Consider the following 15,406-nt stretch of genomic DNA (forward strand, 5'->3'; position numbering starts at 1 on the left):
AGGAGGGAGAGATGGGGCACGCACGGGCGGACGGCGCACGGGCGGACAGAGCACGGGCGGACGGTGCGCGCTCCGCCGGGGACGGCGGACCGCTCCTGCTCCTCGACGGCGTCACCAAGACGTTCCCGAACGGGACGCGCGCGCTGCGCGGCATCTCCCTCGCCGTGCGGCCGGGCAGCGTGCACGGGCTCGTCGGCGCCAACGGGGCGGGCAAGTCCACCCTCGTGAAGATCATCTCCGGGGCGCATCCGCCGAGCGGCGGCGTGCTGCGCTGGGCGGGCCGGGACCGCCGCTGGCGCGCCCCCGGCGAGGCCCGCAGGGCCGGGATCGCGACCATCCACCAGCACGTCCCGCTGGTCCCCACCCTCACCGTGATCGAGAACGTCTTCCTCGACCGGTCGGGCGCCTGGCGGATGACCCGCGACCTGCGCGCCGAGTTCGGCGCGCTCGTCGAACGGCTCGGCTACCCCGTCGACCCCGACGCGGTCGTCGGCGACCTGCCGATCGGCGCCCGGCAGATGGTGTCGGTGCTGCAGTCCCTCGCGGCGGGCGCCCGGCTGGTCGTGATGGACGAGCCGACGGCGTCGCTGTCGGACAAGGAGCGGCGGGTCGTGTTCGACGCCGTGCGCCGCCTGTCGGCGCAGGGCACCGCGTTCCTGTACATCTCGCACTTCTTCGACGAGATCTTCGAGCTGACCGACCACACGACCGTCATCCGCGACGGCACGACGGTCCTCGACGAGGCCACCGACGCGGTCACCGAGGGCATGCTCGTCCGCGCCGTCACCGGCCGCGAGCTGCTCGCCGTCGAGCGCGAGGGCGAGGCCGGCGCCGGGCCCGGACCGGAGGAGCCCGTGGTGCTGCGGGTCGCCGGGCTGTCCTCGGCGACCGGCGTGCGCGACGTCTCCTTCGACGTCCGCGCCGGGGAGATCGTCGGGATCGCCGGGCTGCTCGGCGCCGGACGCTCCGAGCTGCTGCGCGCGGTGTTCCGCGACGACTCGTCCGCCACCGGCACCGTCAGCGTCGGCGGGACGCAGGTGGGGGGCTCGGCGCGGGCCGCCGTCGCGGCGGGCATGGCCTACGTCCCCGAGGACCGCGCCGGGCAGGGGCTGCACGGCGGCCTGCCGCTGTGGAAGAACATCTCCCTGCCCGATCTCGCCCGGCTGTCCCGCGGCCGGCTGGTGCCGCGCGCCGAGGACGAGCGGGCCCGCGCGGAGCGGGCCGTCGCCGACCTCGGCATCGTCACCGCCGGCGTCGACGCCGTGCCGGGCGAGCTGTCCGGCGGCAACGCGCAGAAGGTCGTGTTCGCCAAGTGGATGTACGCCGACACGCGCGTGTGGCTCCTCGACGAGCCCACCGCGGGCGTCGACGTCGGCGCGAAGGCCGACCTGCTGCGGCTCGTCCGCCGGTTCGCCGCGCAGGGCAAGGCGGTCGTCCTCGTGTGCAGCGAGTTCGAGGAGCTGCTGTCGGTCGCCACCCGGGTGCTGGTCGTCCGGGGCGGCCGGATCGTCGCGGAGCGGCGGGCGTCCCAGACCACCGAGGAGGAGCTGCTGATGCTGGCCCACGGCCTGCGGACGCAGCGGTCGGCGCGGCCCGCGCCGTCCGGCCGGAACGGAGAAGAAGAGGTGCCAGGTGAGCACTGAGACCACGGTCGGGCGGCGGCTCCCCGCCGCGCTGCGGCTCGGCAACGCGGGCGTCGTGTACGCCCTCGTCCTGCTCGTCGCGGTCCTGACCTTCGCGGCGCAGGCCCAGGGACGGGTGTTCTACCTGGGGCCGACGAACGTCGCGAACATCCTCGACCAGACCACGCTGATCGGCCTGATGGCGATCACCACGACGATCGTGCTGATCAGCGGCAACTTCGACCTGTCGGTGGGCGCGGTCGCCGCGCTCGGCGCGGCGGTCTGCCTGAGTCTCGCCGACGACATCGGGTTCTGGCCCGCGCTGTTCGCCGCGCTCGCCGTCGGCGCCCTCATCGGGCTGTTCAACGGCGTGGTGGTGCAGTACTTCGGCATCAACGCGTTCATCGTGACACTGGGGACGATGACCGCGATCCGCGGGGTCGTGCTCATCGTCACCGACGGGCGGACGGTCACCGCACCCGAGGGCGCGGTGCGCGACGGGCTGCGCGCCGTCGACGGCGGCTCGTGGATCACCCCGAACCTCTACCTGCTCGCGGGCATCGTCGTGCTCGCGGTCGGCGTGTGGCGCGCCGCGCGCTCCAAGCAGTGGCGCCCGCCGCGGATCCTCGTGCCGCTCGCGGTCGGGGCCGTGCTCATCGCCGCGTCCCCGGTCGCGATCTTCACGATCCGGGTCACCCAGCGCACCCTCTACCTGCTGCTGCTGGCGCTCGTCGCGGCGTGGGTGCTGCGCTACACCACGATCGGCAGGCGGCTGTACGCCTCCGGCGGCAACCCCGAGGCGGCCCGGCTGTCGGGCATCGCCGTGGACCGGTACAAGGTCGTGGCGTTCGTCCTCAACGGGACGGTCGCGGCCTTCGTCGGCGTCCTGTACGCCGCCCGGCTCGGCTCGATCAACCCGAGCGCGCTGTCCGGGTTCGAGCTCACCGCGCTGGCCGCCGCCATCCTCGGCGGGACCTCGCTGTTCGGCGGACTCGGCAGCGTCGGCAAGTCGCTGGTCGGCGCGCTCATCCTGATCACCCTGCGCAACGGGTTCAACATCCTCAACCTCGGCGCGAACTGGCAGGGCCTGGTCGAGGGCGTCGTGCTGATCGTCGCGGCCGGCGTCTACACGATCTCGCTGCGGCGCGGCCAGACCAGGCGCATCCGGGAGTCCGAATCGCCCGCGCCGGCCGGGGACGGGCCGGAACCGCCGCCCCCGCCCGAGGAACCGGCGGACACCGGACACGAGGTCTCCCCGCAGACGGTCTCCGCGCAGACGGTCTCCGCGCAGCCGGGCGCGGCGGGCCGGAAGGAGGGCTGAGCCGGTGCTCGCAGCGGTCTGGCACTTCAGCTTCCACGTCGCCGACCTCGACCGCTCGGTCGGGTTCTACCGCGACGTGCTGGGCATGGACCTCGTCCACGTCCAGGACCAGGACAACGCGTACACGCGGGCGCTCGTCGGCTACCCCGACGCGCGCCTGCGGGTCGCGCAGCTCGCCGTCCCCGGCCGGGGGGAGCACGTCAGCACCCACGACCTGGAGCTGGTGGAGTACGTGGTCCCGCGCGGCGAGCGCCAGGACCCCGCCCGCCACCATCCCGGCGCCGCCCACATGGCGTTCGCGGTCGCCGACATCGACGCCGAGCACGAGCGGCTCGCCGCCCTCGGCGTCCGGTTCGTCTCGCCGCCGAACCGCATCACCGCGGGCGCCAACACCGGCGGCGCGGCCTGCTACTTCCTCGATCCCGACGCCATCACGCTCGAACTCGTCCAGCCGCCGCCGCACCGCGCGGCGCTGCTCCCGGGAGGCCGCCCATGAAGGTCGCGCTGCACAGCGTCCTGCGCGAGGGCCGGGAGGAGGACTACGACCGCGAGCACGCCGCCGTCCCGGACGACCTGCTCGCCGCGCTGCGCCGGGCCGGGATCCGGGACTGGACGATCTGGCGCAGCGGCCGCCACCTGTTCCACCTCGTCGACGTCGAGGGCGAAGCCGCCGGCGGCTTCGCCGCGGCCCTGGACGTCCTCGCCGCCGACCCGGCCGACCGGGCGTGGCAGGAGCACATGGCCGCGTTCGTCGACCGCTTCGAGCCGGGGGAGGACGGCCGGACGAACGCGCTCCCGGAGGTGTGGAATCTTCGGGGGCAGCTGTCCGGCCCCGACGAGGAGCATTCGTGATCATCGACGCGCACCAGCACTTCTGGAACCTCGACCGGGTCGAGTACCCGTGGCTGACGCCCGACCAGGGCCCCATCCACCGGACGTTCGAGGAAAGCGACCTCGAACCGCTCCTGGACGCGTGCGGGGTCGACGGGACGGTCCTCGTGCAGTCCGCCGACTCCTACGCCGACACCGACTACATGCTGGAGGTCGCCGACCGGTGGCCGCGCGTGCGGGCGGTCGTCGGCTGGGTGCCGCTGCTCCGCCCGGACGAGGCCGCCGCCGCGCTCGACCGCTACCGGCGGGACCCGCGCTACGCCGGCGTCCGGCACCTGATCCACGACGAGCCGGACCCGGACTGGCTGCTGCGGCCGCAGGTGCGGGACGGCCTGGACGCGCTGGCCGAACGCGGGCTGACGTTCGACGTCGTCGCCGTCCTGCCCCGCCATCTGGAGCACGTGCCGCTGCTCGCCGAACGGCACCCGGACCTGCGGCTGGTGATCGACCACCTCGCCAAGCCGCCGATCGCCGGGCGCGGCCGCGAACCCTGGGCCGGGCTGCTGGCCCGCGCCGCCGAGCACCCGAACGTGTACGCCAAGGTGTCCGGGCTGAACACGGCCGCCGACTGGGAGACCTGGACGGCCGCCGACCTGCGCCCCTACGTCGAGCACGCGCTCGAACTGTTCGGCGCCCGCCGGCTGATGTTCGGCGGCGACTGGCCCATCTCCGTCCTCGCGGGCGGCTACCGCAAGGTGTGGGACGAGACCGCGGAACTCCTGGACGGCCTCGCGCTCGCCCCCGCCGACCGGGACCGCCTCCTCGGCGGCACCGCCGCCGACGTCTACCGCATCCCCGACCCCGCCCGACCAGCCTGACCCGGAGCCGCCCCATGCTCGACCTGTTCGCCCCGATCGCCGCCGAGACCCGGATCTCGGTGCCGGAGCACCACCGCCGGCCGATCGCGATCGTCGGCGCGGGCGCGATCGTCGACGTCGCGCACCTGCCCGCCTACGCCGCGCACGGCCTGCCCGTCCGCGGCCTCTTCGACCTCGACGGCGACCGCGCCCGCGAGGTCGCCGCCCGGCACGGCGTCCCGCACGTCTACGGCTCCCTCGACGACCTGCTCGCCGACGACGGCGTCGAGGTCGTGGACATCGCCGTCGTCCCGCACGCGCAGCCGCCGATCGCCCGCGCCGCGCTGGCCGCGGGCAAGCACCTGCTGTGCCAGAAGCCGCTCGCGCCCGACCTCGCCGAGGCCCGCGAGATCGCCGCGCTCGCCGAGGAGCGGGGCCGCCGCCTCGCCGTCAACCAGCAGCTCCGCTGGGACGAGGGGATCGCCGCGGCCCGCGCCATGGTCCGCGCGGGCTGGATCGGGACGCCCACCGCGATGTCGTTCACCGTCGACGTGAAGACCGACTGGAGCGGCTGGTCCTGGCTCGTCCGCTCGGAACGCCTCGAGATCATGTACCACTCGATCCACTACCTCGACGCGGTGCGCAGCATCCTGGGCGACCCCGCCCGCGTCTTCTGCGCCGCGTCCCGCACTCCCGGCCAGGCGGAGGCGGGCGAGTCCCGGACGATGAGCACCCTGCTGTTCGAGAGCGGCGCCCGCGCGATCCTGCACGTCAACCACGAGAACCGCGCCGGCGACTTCCGCGCCGAGTTCCGCATCGACGGCGACAAGGGTGCGATCCGCGGCACGCTCGGCCTGCTGTACGACTACCCGCACGGCCGCCCGGACACCCTGGAGGTGTCCAGCACCGCGGCGCCCACCGACGGCTGGGTGGCCTACCCGGTGACCGAGCGCTGGATCCCCGGCGCGTTCGCCGGCCCGATGGCCGGGCTGCTCCGCTGGATCGCCGAGGACGAGCCGTCTCCCACGGCCGCGCGGGACAATCTCGGTACGCTTGAACTCGTCCAGGCTCTATACGCATCCATCGACAGCGGTGAGGCTCAGTCACTGTGACCCAGTCGACCGGGGGCGGCCGTTCACGGACCCGCCGGGTGACGCTCGCCGACGTCGCCCGCAAGGCTGGGGTGGACAAGGCCGTCGTGTCGCGCGTCGTCAACGCCGACCCTCTGCTGAACATCCGTCCCGAGACGCGCGCCAGGGTGAACGCCGCCCTCAAGGAACTCGACTACCGGCCGAACGTGGCCGCCCGCAGCCTGCGCACCGCGCGGGCCGGGACGGTCGGGCTGTTCATCCCCGACTTCGCCAACCCCGTCTACGCCGAGATCATCACCGGCGCGGAGACCGCGGCCGCGGAGCTGGACTGCGCGCTGATGGTCGGCTCGTCCACCGCCGGGCGCGGCGCGCAGAGCTACCTCGACCTGCTCGGCCAGGGCCGGGTCGACGGGCTGCTGCTGGCCGGGGGGACGATCACCGGCGAGGAGCAGGCGGGCCTCGCCGACCGCGGGCTGCCGTGGCTGTTCGTCAACCGCCGCGGCCCCGGCTCCGGCCGGCACGTCATCCTCGACGACGTGCTCGGCGCCCGGATGGCCGTCGAGCACCTGCTCGACCTCGGCCACCGCCGGATCGCGCACGTCGGCGGGCCGCCCGCCGCCGACACCGCGCAGCGCCGCCACGACGGGTACGCGACGGCGCTGCGCTCGGCCGGGATCGAGGAGGATCCGCGGCTCGTCGTCCAGGGCGCGTACGGCCCGGACGGCGGCGTCCAGGCGGTGCGGCGGCTGCTGGAACAGACCGAGCCGCCGACCGCGATGTTCGTCGCCAACGTCGCGTCGGCCATCGGGGTACTCAGCGCGCTGCGCGCGCGCGGCGTCTCGGTGCCGGAGGAGATGTCGGTCGTCGCCGTGCACGACCTGCCGCTGGCCGAGCACCTCATCCCGCCGCTCACCACGGTCCGGATGCCGCTGCGCGCGCTCGGCGCCCGCGCCACCAGGCTGCTGCTGTCGGTGCCCGCCGACCATCCCGTCGAGGAGGTCGTGCGCGAGCCGATCGAGCTGGTCGTCCGGCAGTCCACGGCACGGCCGGCCTAGCACCGCGACGGCGAGGGCCGCGGCACCCGGATCCGGGTGCCGCGGCCTTCTCGCTCGGCGGGTGGAGGGTCACTCCACGCCGAGCGTGCGGTCGCCGAGCCGGCGGACCTCCGTCGCGGGCTTCCCGCCGATCCCCTCGAAGCGGAACGACGGGTACGGGCGGTCGGCCCGTTCGAGCACGTAGGACCGTCCGTCCTCGACCCGGAACCGGACCACGTCGTCATCGGTCGGCCGCACGACCGGGCGGCCGCGCCCGGTGCCGCCGTCGACGACCCGCACCCGCCGCCCCGGCCACGGGTTGGCGATCGCCAGCGTCCCGTCGCTCGCGGCCTCGACGCCGACGAGGTTCGGCGCGCCGTCGCGCACCTCGGTGCTGACCCGGTGCCCGCCCTCGACCTGCACGGACCCGGCGGCGTTCCAGCCCTCCGGCCAGGCGGACGCGACGCGGACCACGCCCTCGTACGACTGGACGAGCGCCTCCTGCAGCGACGAGCCCACCACGGCGTTCCAGCCGTTGTAGTAGTTCGTCATCTCGGTCGGGTCGTCGCCGATGCTGTGCGACCCGAACCCGTTCGGGAAGATCTGGAAGTCCTCGGTGCCCTGGACGAGCAGGTTCCGCATCTCCCCGGGCAGGCCGAGCCGGGCGGCGAGCAGCGCGTCCTCCGCCCACTCCCGCGTGTTGACGTACACGCGGTTGCGGAACGTCGACTGCATGAGCTCGGAGTCCCGGCCGTAGAGGCCCCACGGGAACAGGGGCTCGGTGTCGGGGTTCTGCGTGTTGCGCCCCTCCTCGTCGGTGGCCGACCAGGCGATCACCCGCTCACCGTCGCGCGTGATGACGCGGAAGTCCGGGATCTTCGGCAGCGCCGCGCGCAGCTCCCCGGCCAGCCCCCGGTCGCCCCGCCGGTCCGCCTGCTCCGCGATCATCGGGAAGATCACCCGCATGGCGGCGAGGTCGGGCGCGGGGTCGGTGGCGTCCCACTGCGTCTCCATGGCGTTGACGTTGTGGAGGTGCAGCTTCCCGTCGTCGCCCTCCTCGAGGATCGACAGGTAGAAGCGCGCCACGTCCCGCATCAGCGGGTACGCCCGGTCCAGGATCCGGCGGTCGCCCGTGTACCGGTACTGCAGCCAGAGGTTGTGGACGACCTCCGGCCCGGTCGTGACGATCCGGTTCAGCCAGTCCGGCGGCCGCTCGCTGTCGCACGCCTCCGCCGTCCCGTCGTACCGCAGGAACTCGGCGACGCACACGCCCTCCGAGTCCTTCCAGTACGTGCGCGTCCATTCCCGCATCTCTTCCAGCCGGTCGAGGTAGAGCCGGAAGTACGGCTCGTTGAACTCCTCGGTGTCCGCGCCGAAGTTGGTGTAGACGGGCTGCCGCAGGTTGAAATGCCACCAGTGGTCGGCCGACCAGTGCACCTCGTCCCGCCACGGCGAGAACATGTTGATGACGCCGCCGTGGCTGCTCGGCACCGCCGAGCGCATCGTCGCGGCCGTCATGTAGAGCTGCTGCGCGCGCAGCTGCTCCATGTACTCGCCGACGCCGTCCCGGGACGTGATCCGCATCGGTGCCGCGCCGTCCCAGAACCGGTGCCACCAGGCCCGGTGCGCCCGGTCGCCGTCCGAGGCGCCCCGGAGCGCCTTCGCGGCGGCCCCGCCGAGGTCGCCGCCGGTGTAGGCGGGGACGCCGGTGACGATGCGGAAGCTCCCGTCCCGGTTCGGCTTGAAGCTCAGCCGCACCGTCCTGTCGTCGACGATCTCCGCCGTGACGTCGCGCCCGTCGGCGGTCAGCGCCGCGACGGCGCCCGTCAGGCTGCCCGACGACTCGTCCTCGAAGGTCTCCGCCAGCGCGGCGACGCCGCCGCGCGCGTGGACCGTGGGCGTCCGTCCCTCCCACAGCCGCAGGTCGGCGGTCTGCATCCGGTCCGGGTCGGCGCCGGTGACGTCCAGGACGAACTGGTCCCGGTCGGCCCGCACGTAGCCGCGGGCGGACATCCCGCCGCCCCGCTGGACCAGGTCGCCCTCGTGCAGCCGGAGCCGCCCCCGGTAGTCCTCCGCCTGCATCAGCGGGAGCAGTCCCGGTACGGTCAGCTGCCCGGCCGACTTCAGGTCCGGGAAGGTGTCGGCGCGGTTGAACTGCGCCATGAACCCGTCCTGCGCCCACATGGCGGCGCCGAGGGTGCCGTTGCCGACCGGCATGCTCTGGTACGCCTGCCATCCCGGGCTCTTCAGCACGAAGTCCGATCTCGACACGACCCCGGCCGTGTCGACCCGCAGCTCCCCGTGCCGCCACGCCGTCGTCTGCCGGGCGCCGGGACCGTCGGCGACCGCCGCGGTGCCCGTCCCCAGGAGCGCCCCGGCCGCGAGCACCGCGACCGCGCCCCGCCAGCCGTTCCTCACGTTCTCAGCCCTCTCAAACCGTTCCTCCTCCGGTTGGTCAATCGATTGACTAGATCGATCGGATCGAGTGTCCCACGTCACTCCGGACTCGGGCAAGATCCGTTTCCCCAGGAGGCGGGGGCCGCCCTCCCCTGGAGAGCGGCCCCCGGGCGGCGGTCAGCCGGTCGTCTCCTCCACGAGGACGGCGTAGAGGTGCGGGTGGCGCTTGGCGAGCGGGTCGAGGTGGTGGCCCATCATCTTGTCGTTGGACTCCCGCAGGTCGAGCTCCAGGAGGAGCTGCTCCTCGAACCCCGGCCGCGTCCAGTAGCCGGTCGGGTAGCGCATGACCGCGATCGGCTGCCCCGGGACGAAGTCGTCCGCCCGCAGCACCTGGCTGCCCAGCCCCGCCGGGTCGTCCAGCCGGTTGACCGAGACCAGGTGGACGCGGTTCTCCTCCGTCCGCTCGGTGGCGGCGACGTGCATGGCCTCCGGCGTGCCCCAGGCGGTGGGGTGGACGATCAGCTCGGCGCCGTCCAGCGCGAGGGCGCGGGCCACCTCGGGCACCCAGACCTCGTCGCCGGTCATGAAGCCGAGCCGCCCGAGCGGGGTCTCGGCGACCTCGAGGGAGTCTCCGGGGGACGCCCACGCGCGGTCGGCATCGGTCAGGTGCGTCTTGCGGTAGCGATGGACGATCGTGCCGGTGTCGTCCACCAGGTGGACGGTCGAGTGGTATCCGCCGCCGGACTCCTCCACGAGGCTCGCCGCCACCCAGATCTTCGCCTCGGCGCAGGCGTCCGCGATCCGCGCCAGCGCCTCGCGGGAAGCGGCCGCCGCCCGCGCGGGATCGGCCGCCACCTCGCCCGGCTCGAAGCAGAACAGCTCGGGCAGGACGCCGAGCCGCGCGCCGGACCGGCCCGCGTGGGAGATCTGGCCGAGGGCGCGGCGGATCGTCCACTCGGTGCTGCGGAAGAAGCTGACCTGCATGACCGCGACCGGCAGCGGGCGGGGCGGCATGCCCGCCGGGGCGGGGCCGTACATCGCCGCGACGGGGACCTCGTCCAGCGGCCGGGCCAGCGGGCCGTACAGGTCCGGACGGCGCCACGCGAACACGTCGGCGACCCCGGGCATCCGCTTGTCGCGGGCCGCGGCGGGATCGATGTCGGCGGTCACGAAGCCCGGTTCGGTCTCGCCCGCGTCGGCGAGCCGGGTCCCGTCCGGCGCGACGATCTGGCTGCCGCCCATCCACGGCCACTCGAGCTCCGGGCCGCCGACGGTGTTCGCCGCGACGTGCCACACGCGGTTCTCCATCGCGCGCAGCGGCACGTGCACGCGGAACTCGTCCGGTCCGCGCGAGTTCAGCGAGTTGCACAGGATCTCCGCGCCGAGCAGCGCGAGCGCCCGCGGCGTGTCGGGGACGATGCCGTCCGCGCACAGCAGCAGCCCGATCCGGCCGAGCGCGGTGTCGAAGACCTCGTACGGCTCGTCGCCCGGCTCGAACAGCGTGTACTCGTAGTCCCAGAGGACGTGCTTGTTGTGGACGCCGACGATCTCGCCGGACGGCCCGATGAGCACGGACGCGATGTGCACGGCCGGCTCGGCGGCCCCGCGCAGGTCGACGCCCACCGCGATGTGGACGCCCAGTTCGGCGGCCGTCGCGCGCAGCCCGGTCAGGAAGGGGCCCGACGGCTCCTCGGCGCGCGCCCAGCACTCGGCGCGGTCGGCGTAGTCGCGGACCCGGTTGGCGTTCTCGGGCAGGACGACCAGCCGCGCGCCCGCGGCGGCGGCCCGGCGCACGTAGCCGTCGCACAGCGCCAGGTTCGCGGCGGGGTCGGGGCCGGAAAAGAACTGCGCGGCGGCGACCCGGATCTTCGTCATTGGAGTGTTCCTCTCGCCGGGGCCGGTCACAGGGTCGCCAGCAGGCGGCCCGCGCCGGGGATCCGGTCGTCGATCCCGTTGGTGCGGTAGGCGTGCCAGAGCGTCGCGGCGTTGATCGCGACCACGGGCTTGCCGAGCTCGTCCTCCAGCTCGGCCGCGACGCCCATCACCGGAAGGTTCGTGCCCGCCTGGACGAGCGCCTCCACGTCCGGGCCGTCCACGGCGGCGAACGCGGCGCGCAGCTCGTCCCGGCCGACGCCGGCGATGGACGTCGCGGACGCGCACTTCAGCCCGCGCACGTCCGCGACCTCGTGGCCGAGTTCGGTGAAGAACCGGCGGACCTGCTCGTCGGCGACGGGCTGGTACGGGGTGACGACCCCGACGCGGGAGACGCCGAGGCGGGCCAGCGCCGCCCGGCACGCGGACGCTCCGGTGGTGACCGGCAGCCCGGACAGCCCGCCGATGAGCCGCTCGAACTCGGCGTTGCCGTCCACCCCGCCCCAGAACGTCTCCGCGCTCATGCCCATGATCAGGTGGTCGGGTTCGCAGGTCAGGACCGACTCGACGGCCTTGCCGATCTCCCCGCGCAGTTCGGTGAGGAAGGACTGGAAGCTCTCGTCGTCGTCGAGGCCGCCGTTGCGGATGAGGATCCGCCCGGCGTGGAACGACACGCCGTCCACGCGGTGGCGGTAGTACTCGTCCTCCACGACGGTGTTGGTGGACGGGACGATCACGCCGAAGACGCGGCGGTCGGCGAGCACGGTGGTCATCGGGTCGTCTCCTCGGCTGCTCGATCGGGGAACCGCGCGGCCAGGCCGGGCAGGCCGAGCAGGTCGTTGAAGTCGGTCCAGGTCATCGCGGGGGCGGGGGCGCGGCCGTCGCGCAGGATGGTCCGGTAGGCCTCGCGCATGGCGGCGGCGCCGGCGAGGGCCGCCGCGACCGGGTACAGCACGAGCCGGGCGCCGGCCCTGCCGAGGGCGTCGGCGGGATCGGCCGGGGGACCGGCCGCCGAGCAGTTCACGACCAGCGGGAGCCCGCGCGCCGCGTCCCGCACCCGCAGCAGCAGGTCCGCGTCCACGACGCCCTCCGCCATGATCGCGTCGGCCCCGGCGGCGGCGAACGCGGCGACCCTGCGCAGCATCTCCGCCGGCCCCGCGGCGCGCAGCGCGTCCGTCCGGGCTATCACCACGAGCCGGCGGCGCACCGAGACGGCCGCCTCGAGCCGGGCCAGCGCCACGGGAAGGTCCACGATCTCGACGCCGGGCGCGTGGCCGCAGCGCTTCGGCTGCACCTGGTCCTCCAGGTGCAGCGCCGCGGCGCCCTCCCGCTCGTAGCGGCGGACGGTCTCGGCGACCTGCGGCGGGTCGCCGTAGCCGGTGTCGGCGTCGGCGACGATCGGCACGCCGGTGCCCGCGACGACGCGCCGCAGCGCGCCGAGCATGTCGCTCGCGCCGGTGAAACCGAGGTCCGGCAGCCCGAGCTCGCTCGCGCCGACGAGCGCGCCGGACAGGTGCACCGCCTCGAACCCCGCGGCCTCGGCGAGGCGCGCGCTCAGCGCGTCGTGGCAGCCGGCCGCCGGGACCGGCGGGCCGGAGTTCAGGGCGCCGCGCAGCCGGTCCGCGGGATGGGTGTCCACGCCGCTCACGTGCCGGTCCCCGTCCACGCGGCGATGACGTCGGAGCCGGTGCGCACGTCGCCGTACTTGGCGTCCAGGTCGAACAGCGCCGCCTCGTGGGGGCGCGGGTCGCGGTCGGCGACGGCGTCGGAGACCACGGCCGGGCGGAACCCGTGGCACAGGGCGTCGACGACGGTGGCCCGCACGCAGCCGCTGGTGCTCACGCCGGCGACGACGACCGAGTCGACCCCGAGCGCGTTCAGCGTTCCGGCCAGGGACGTCCCGAAGAAGGCGCTCGGATACTGCTTGCGCACGGTGAGGTCGCCCGGCCGGGGGACGAGCTCGTCCGGCGGCTCCGCGAGCGGGGAGCCCTCGTCGAACAGCCGGAGCGCGGGCACCTTGCGGTAGAACCAGCCGCCGTCGGCGCCGCCCGGCGCGTAGGAGACGTAGGTGAACACCACGGGGTGGCCGTGCTCGCGGGCGCTGTCCGCGAGCGCGCCGGCGACCGCCGCGGCGGCCGGTGCGGCGGGGGCGAAGAGGGGGCTGTCCGGGGCGAGGTAGGCGCGCACCAGGTCGACGACGAGCAGCGCGGGCCGCGTCCCGAGGCCGAGCCGGCCGCCGAATCCGGCCGCCCGGTAGTCGTCGGCGAGCGGCCGTGCGGCCGCGGTCGCGGGTGCGGGTGCGGGGGGTTCAGACATCGATCTGGATCGCCGCTCGCCGGGCCAGGATGGGGGCGAGGACGTCCGCGACGAGCGCGCGGTGCGCGGGGTGCCGCTGGTAGGCGTGCCAGCCGTCCGCGTCGTCGAAGTCGAGGACCGCCGCGAAGTCGTGCTCGTTGTCGCCGAGCGCGAGGTCGGGGCCGCAGGCGAGCGCGCGGATCTCGCCGATCGCGCCGGGCAGCGCGCGGAAGGCCGCCGCGGCGGCCTCCCGACGGGCGTCGGTGGCGTCGGGGCTCCAGCGGAGCAGAATGATGTGCCGCAGCATGGCGACGTTCCTCCGGGCTCGATCATCGGGATGACGGCACCCGGCTACCACATTGTGAGAGGATTGTTTTTGCTATGTGAGGCACGGTAAGTCCGCCTTCCGTGTCCCGTCAAGTGCGGCCGCCACGGCGGGGAAGTGGCCTGTCCAGCCCGCGCGCGCACGTCCGGTGGCGTCGAGAGTGCGCGGCCCGGCCGGAGCGGGCTGATCACGCTCCTGTCTGTCTCGTATTGTGAGACAACTGGGATGCTCTGATGTTAAATCCTCATTTCTCGGACGGTCTTCCGCGCCTCGTGAAGGCCCATCCCGTCGGCGTTCTCCCATGTTCGGCCATTGTTCCGTCGTGAACTCCGCTGCCAGGGGCCATTGACAACGGTCGAGAGCAGGCTTTTAGCTTCTTCCACATCCTGAGTACGCGGTTACCGCATTGTGAGAGATGCGAGCATTCTGGAGGAACCCGTGCTTGTCGGCCAGAACGATCCGCCGCGCGACACCGAGGCCGATGTCGCGATCGTCGGATTCGGCCCCGTGGGCGCCACCGCGGCGCTCGCCCTCGCCCGTGCCGGGCTGCGGGTCACGGTCCTCGAGGAGGCCGGGGCGGAGGCGGCGGAGCGGGAGGACCTGAGCGAGTCCCGCGCCTCCACGTTCCACCCTCCGACCCTGGAGATCCTCGACGACCTGGGCGTGGCGGACGAACTGCACGAGGCCGGGCTCGTCGCCGACACCTACCAGTACCGGGACCGCGCCGACGGGCTCGTCGCGCACTTCGACCTGGCCTGCCTCAAGGACGACACACGCTTCCCCTACCGGCTGCAGAGCGAGCAGCGGAACCTCGTCCGCATCATCGGCCGCCGCCTCGCCGGCGTCCCGAACGTGCGGCTCGTGCACGGCGCCCGCGTGACGTCCATCGACCCTGGGGACGCCGTCGGGGACGCTCCGGGGAGCGGAGCGACCGGTTCCCGTGCGACGGTCACCGTGGACGGCGGCGCCCGGTTCCGCGCCCGGTGGGTGATCGCCGCGGACGGGGCGCACAGCACCGTCCGCCGCGGTCTCGGCATCGCGTTCCCCGGCATCACCTACCCCGAACGCTTCCTCGTCGTCTCCACCACCGACGACTTCGCCGAGCTGCTGCCGGGCATCGGCGCGGTCAACTACATCTCCGACCCCCGCGAGTGGCTCGTGCTGTTGCGCACCCCGCTGCACTGGCGCGCGCTGTTCCCGATCCCGGAGTCGGAGGCGGACGGCGGCGCCCTCGAACCCGCCGCGATTCAGCGGCGGCTGCAAGGAGTCGCCCCCCTGGACCGCGGCTACGCGATCGCGCACGCCCGCATCTACCGGGTGCACCAGCGGATCGCCGAACGCTTCCGGGACGGGCGGGTCCTGCTCGCGGGGGACGCGGCCCACATCAACAACCCGCTCGGCGGACTCGGCATGAACAGCGGCATCCACGACGCCGCCGCGGCCGCGGCCGCCATCGTCGCCGCCGAGCGCGGAGACCCCGGCCCCGCCGGCGCCTACGCGAAGGCCCGCCGGGACGTCGCGCACGGCTACGTGCGCGCCGTCACCCACGAGAACTGGGAGTCCCTCCAGGAGGAGGACCCCGAGGAGCGGCGCAGGCAGGCCGACCACATGCGCCGCACCGCGGCCGACCCGGCCCTCGCCCGCGCCCACCTGCTGCGCAGCTCGATGCTCGCGGCGGGCGAACCCGAGCGCGCCGCCGGCTGACCGGAACGGCCGGCCCCGACCCCGGCCGTGCGGGCGACCGCACGGCGCAACGACGAA

At 74.3% G+C, this 15,406-nt stretch carries 14 protein-coding genes; 8 read left to right on the forward strand and 6 right to left on the reverse strand.

The window, feature by feature from the left end; genetic code table 11:
• The first annotated feature begins 11 nt into the window (after nucleotides 1-11).
• From F7P10_RS38670 to F7P10_RS38700, 7 genes are read left to right on the forward strand one after another with little or no spacing between them, the layout of a single operon-like run.
• Nucleotides 12-1,643 (forward strand): sugar ABC transporter ATP-binding protein, encoded by a 1,632-nt coding sequence (locus F7P10_RS38670; RefSeq protein ID WP_151016971.1) that lies wholly within the window; start codon nucleotides 12-14, stop codon nucleotides 1,641-1,643.
• On the forward strand, nucleotides 1,633-2,943 hold the full coding sequence (locus tag F7P10_RS38675) for an ABC transporter permease (protein WP_218040265.1): 1,311 nt from the start codon (nucleotides 1,633-1,635) through the stop codon (nucleotides 2,941-2,943). The genes F7P10_RS38670 and F7P10_RS38675 overlap by 11 nt, the downstream gene beginning before the upstream one ends.
• Nucleotides 2,944-2,947: 4 nt before the next feature.
• Nucleotides 2,948-3,439 carry a VOC family protein gene (locus tag F7P10_RS38680; RefSeq protein ID WP_151016972.1) on the forward strand — a complete coding sequence of 164 codons (492 nt, stop codon included), beginning with the start codon at nucleotides 2,948-2,950 and terminating at the stop codon, nucleotides 3,437-3,439.
• The gene (locus tag F7P10_RS38685) at nucleotides 3,436-3,795 is read left to right on the forward strand and encodes an L-rhamnose mutarotase (RefSeq protein WP_151016973.1); all 360 of its coding nucleotides are present in this window, start codon (nucleotides 3,436-3,438) and stop codon (nucleotides 3,793-3,795) included. Before F7P10_RS38680 ends, F7P10_RS38685 begins: the two co-directional genes overlap by 4 nt.
• Nucleotides 3,792-4,652 carry an amidohydrolase gene (locus tag F7P10_RS38690; protein WP_151016974.1) on the forward strand — a complete coding sequence of 287 codons (861 nt, stop codon included), beginning with the start codon at nucleotides 3,792-3,794 and terminating at the stop codon, nucleotides 4,650-4,652. The genes F7P10_RS38685 and F7P10_RS38690 overlap by 4 nt, the downstream gene beginning before the upstream one ends.
• Nucleotides 4,653-4,666: 14 nt before the next feature.
• Complete coding sequence (locus F7P10_RS38695; protein ID WP_151016975.1) at nucleotides 4,667-5,743, forward strand: Gfo/Idh/MocA family protein; 1,077 nt, start codon at nucleotides 4,667-4,669, stop codon at nucleotides 5,741-5,743.
• A gap of 38 nt (nucleotides 5,744-5,781) precedes the next feature.
• Nucleotides 5,782-6,777 carry a LacI family DNA-binding transcriptional regulator gene (locus tag F7P10_RS38700; RefSeq protein ID WP_176611820.1) on the forward strand — a complete coding sequence of 332 codons (996 nt, stop codon included), beginning with the start codon at nucleotides 5,782-5,784 and terminating at the stop codon, nucleotides 6,775-6,777.
• A gap of 69 nt (nucleotides 6,778-6,846) precedes the next feature.
• On the opposite strand, the gene F7P10_RS38705 is transcribed toward F7P10_RS38700, so the two are convergent.
• The 6 genes from F7P10_RS38705 to F7P10_RS38730 form a co-directional block, all read right to left on the reverse strand.
• Nucleotides 6,847-9,174: a hypothetical protein gene (locus F7P10_RS38705; RefSeq protein ID WP_151016977.1), complete on the reverse strand. Its 2,328-nt coding sequence runs from the start codon at nucleotides 9,172-9,174 to the stop codon at nucleotides 6,847-6,849.
• 156 nt (nucleotides 9,175-9,330) lie between these two features.
• Nucleotides 9,331-11,028, reverse strand: coding sequence for a carbon-nitrogen hydrolase family protein (locus tag F7P10_RS38710; protein WP_151016978.1), 1,698 nt, complete (start codon nucleotides 11,026-11,028; stop codon nucleotides 9,331-9,333).
• A 26-nt stretch (nucleotides 11,029-11,054) separates the two neighbouring features.
• Nucleotides 11,055-11,798, reverse strand: a complete 744-nt coding sequence (locus F7P10_RS38715; RefSeq protein ID WP_151016979.1) for an arylmalonate decarboxylase — start codon at nucleotides 11,796-11,798, stop codon at nucleotides 11,055-11,057.
• Nucleotides 11,795-12,673, reverse strand: coding sequence for an oxaloacetate decarboxylase (locus tag F7P10_RS38720; protein WP_176611821.1), 879 nt, complete (start codon nucleotides 12,671-12,673; stop codon nucleotides 11,795-11,797). Before F7P10_RS38720 ends, F7P10_RS38715 begins: the two co-directional genes overlap by 4 nt.
• Nucleotides 12,670-13,341: an isochorismatase family protein gene (locus F7P10_RS38725; RefSeq protein WP_151016981.1), complete on the reverse strand. Its 672-nt coding sequence runs from the start codon at nucleotides 13,339-13,341 to the stop codon at nucleotides 12,670-12,672. Before F7P10_RS38725 ends, F7P10_RS38720 begins: the two co-directional genes overlap by 4 nt.
• Entirely contained in the window at nucleotides 13,334-13,627 is a 294-nt protein-coding gene (locus F7P10_RS38730) for a Dabb family protein (protein WP_151016982.1), read from the reverse strand. The genes F7P10_RS38725 and F7P10_RS38730 overlap by 8 nt, the downstream gene beginning before the upstream one ends.
• Before the next feature lie 456 nt (nucleotides 13,628-14,083).
• Here F7P10_RS38730 and F7P10_RS38735 point away from each other — a divergent pair, with 456 nt between their 5' ends.
• Nucleotides 14,084-15,349, forward strand: a complete 1,266-nt coding sequence (locus tag F7P10_RS38735) for an NAD(P)/FAD-dependent oxidoreductase (RefSeq protein WP_151016983.1) — start codon at nucleotides 14,084-14,086, stop codon at nucleotides 15,347-15,349.
• Nucleotides 15,350-15,406 lie beyond the last annotated feature (57 nt).

This window comes from Actinomadura sp. WMMB 499 (genome assembly GCF_008824145.1).
GTDB lineage: Bacteria > Actinomycetota > Actinomycetes > Streptosporangiales > Streptosporangiaceae > Spirillospora.

Bases quoted from the DNA above. Each gene is read 5' to 3' on its own strand.
- F7P10_RS38670 (WP_151016971.1), top strand. From the start codon at position 12: ATGGGGCACGCACGGGCGGACGGCGCACGGGCGGACAGAGCACGGGCG.
- F7P10_RS38685 (WP_151016973.1), top strand. From the start codon at position 3,436: ATGAAGGTCGCGCTGCACAGCGTCCTGCGCGAGGGCCGGGAGGAGGAC.
- F7P10_RS38695 (WP_151016975.1), top strand. From the start codon at position 4,667: ATGCTCGACCTGTTCGCCCCGATCGCCGCCGAGACCCGGATCTCGGTG.
- F7P10_RS38710 (WP_151016978.1), bottom strand. From the start codon at position 11,028: ATGACGAAGATCCGGGTCGCCGCCGCGCAGTTCTTTTCCGGCCCCGAC.
- F7P10_RS38715 (WP_151016979.1), bottom strand. From the start codon at position 11,798: ATGACCACCGTGCTCGCCGACCGCCGCGTCTTCGGCGTGATCGTCCCG.
- F7P10_RS38725 (WP_151016981.1), bottom strand. From the start codon at position 13,341: ATGTCTGAACCCCCCGCACCCGCACCCGCGACCGCGGCCGCACGGCCG.
- F7P10_RS38730 (WP_151016982.1), bottom strand. From the start codon at position 13,627: ATGCTGCGGCACATCATTCTGCTCCGCTGGAGCCCCGACGCCACCGAC.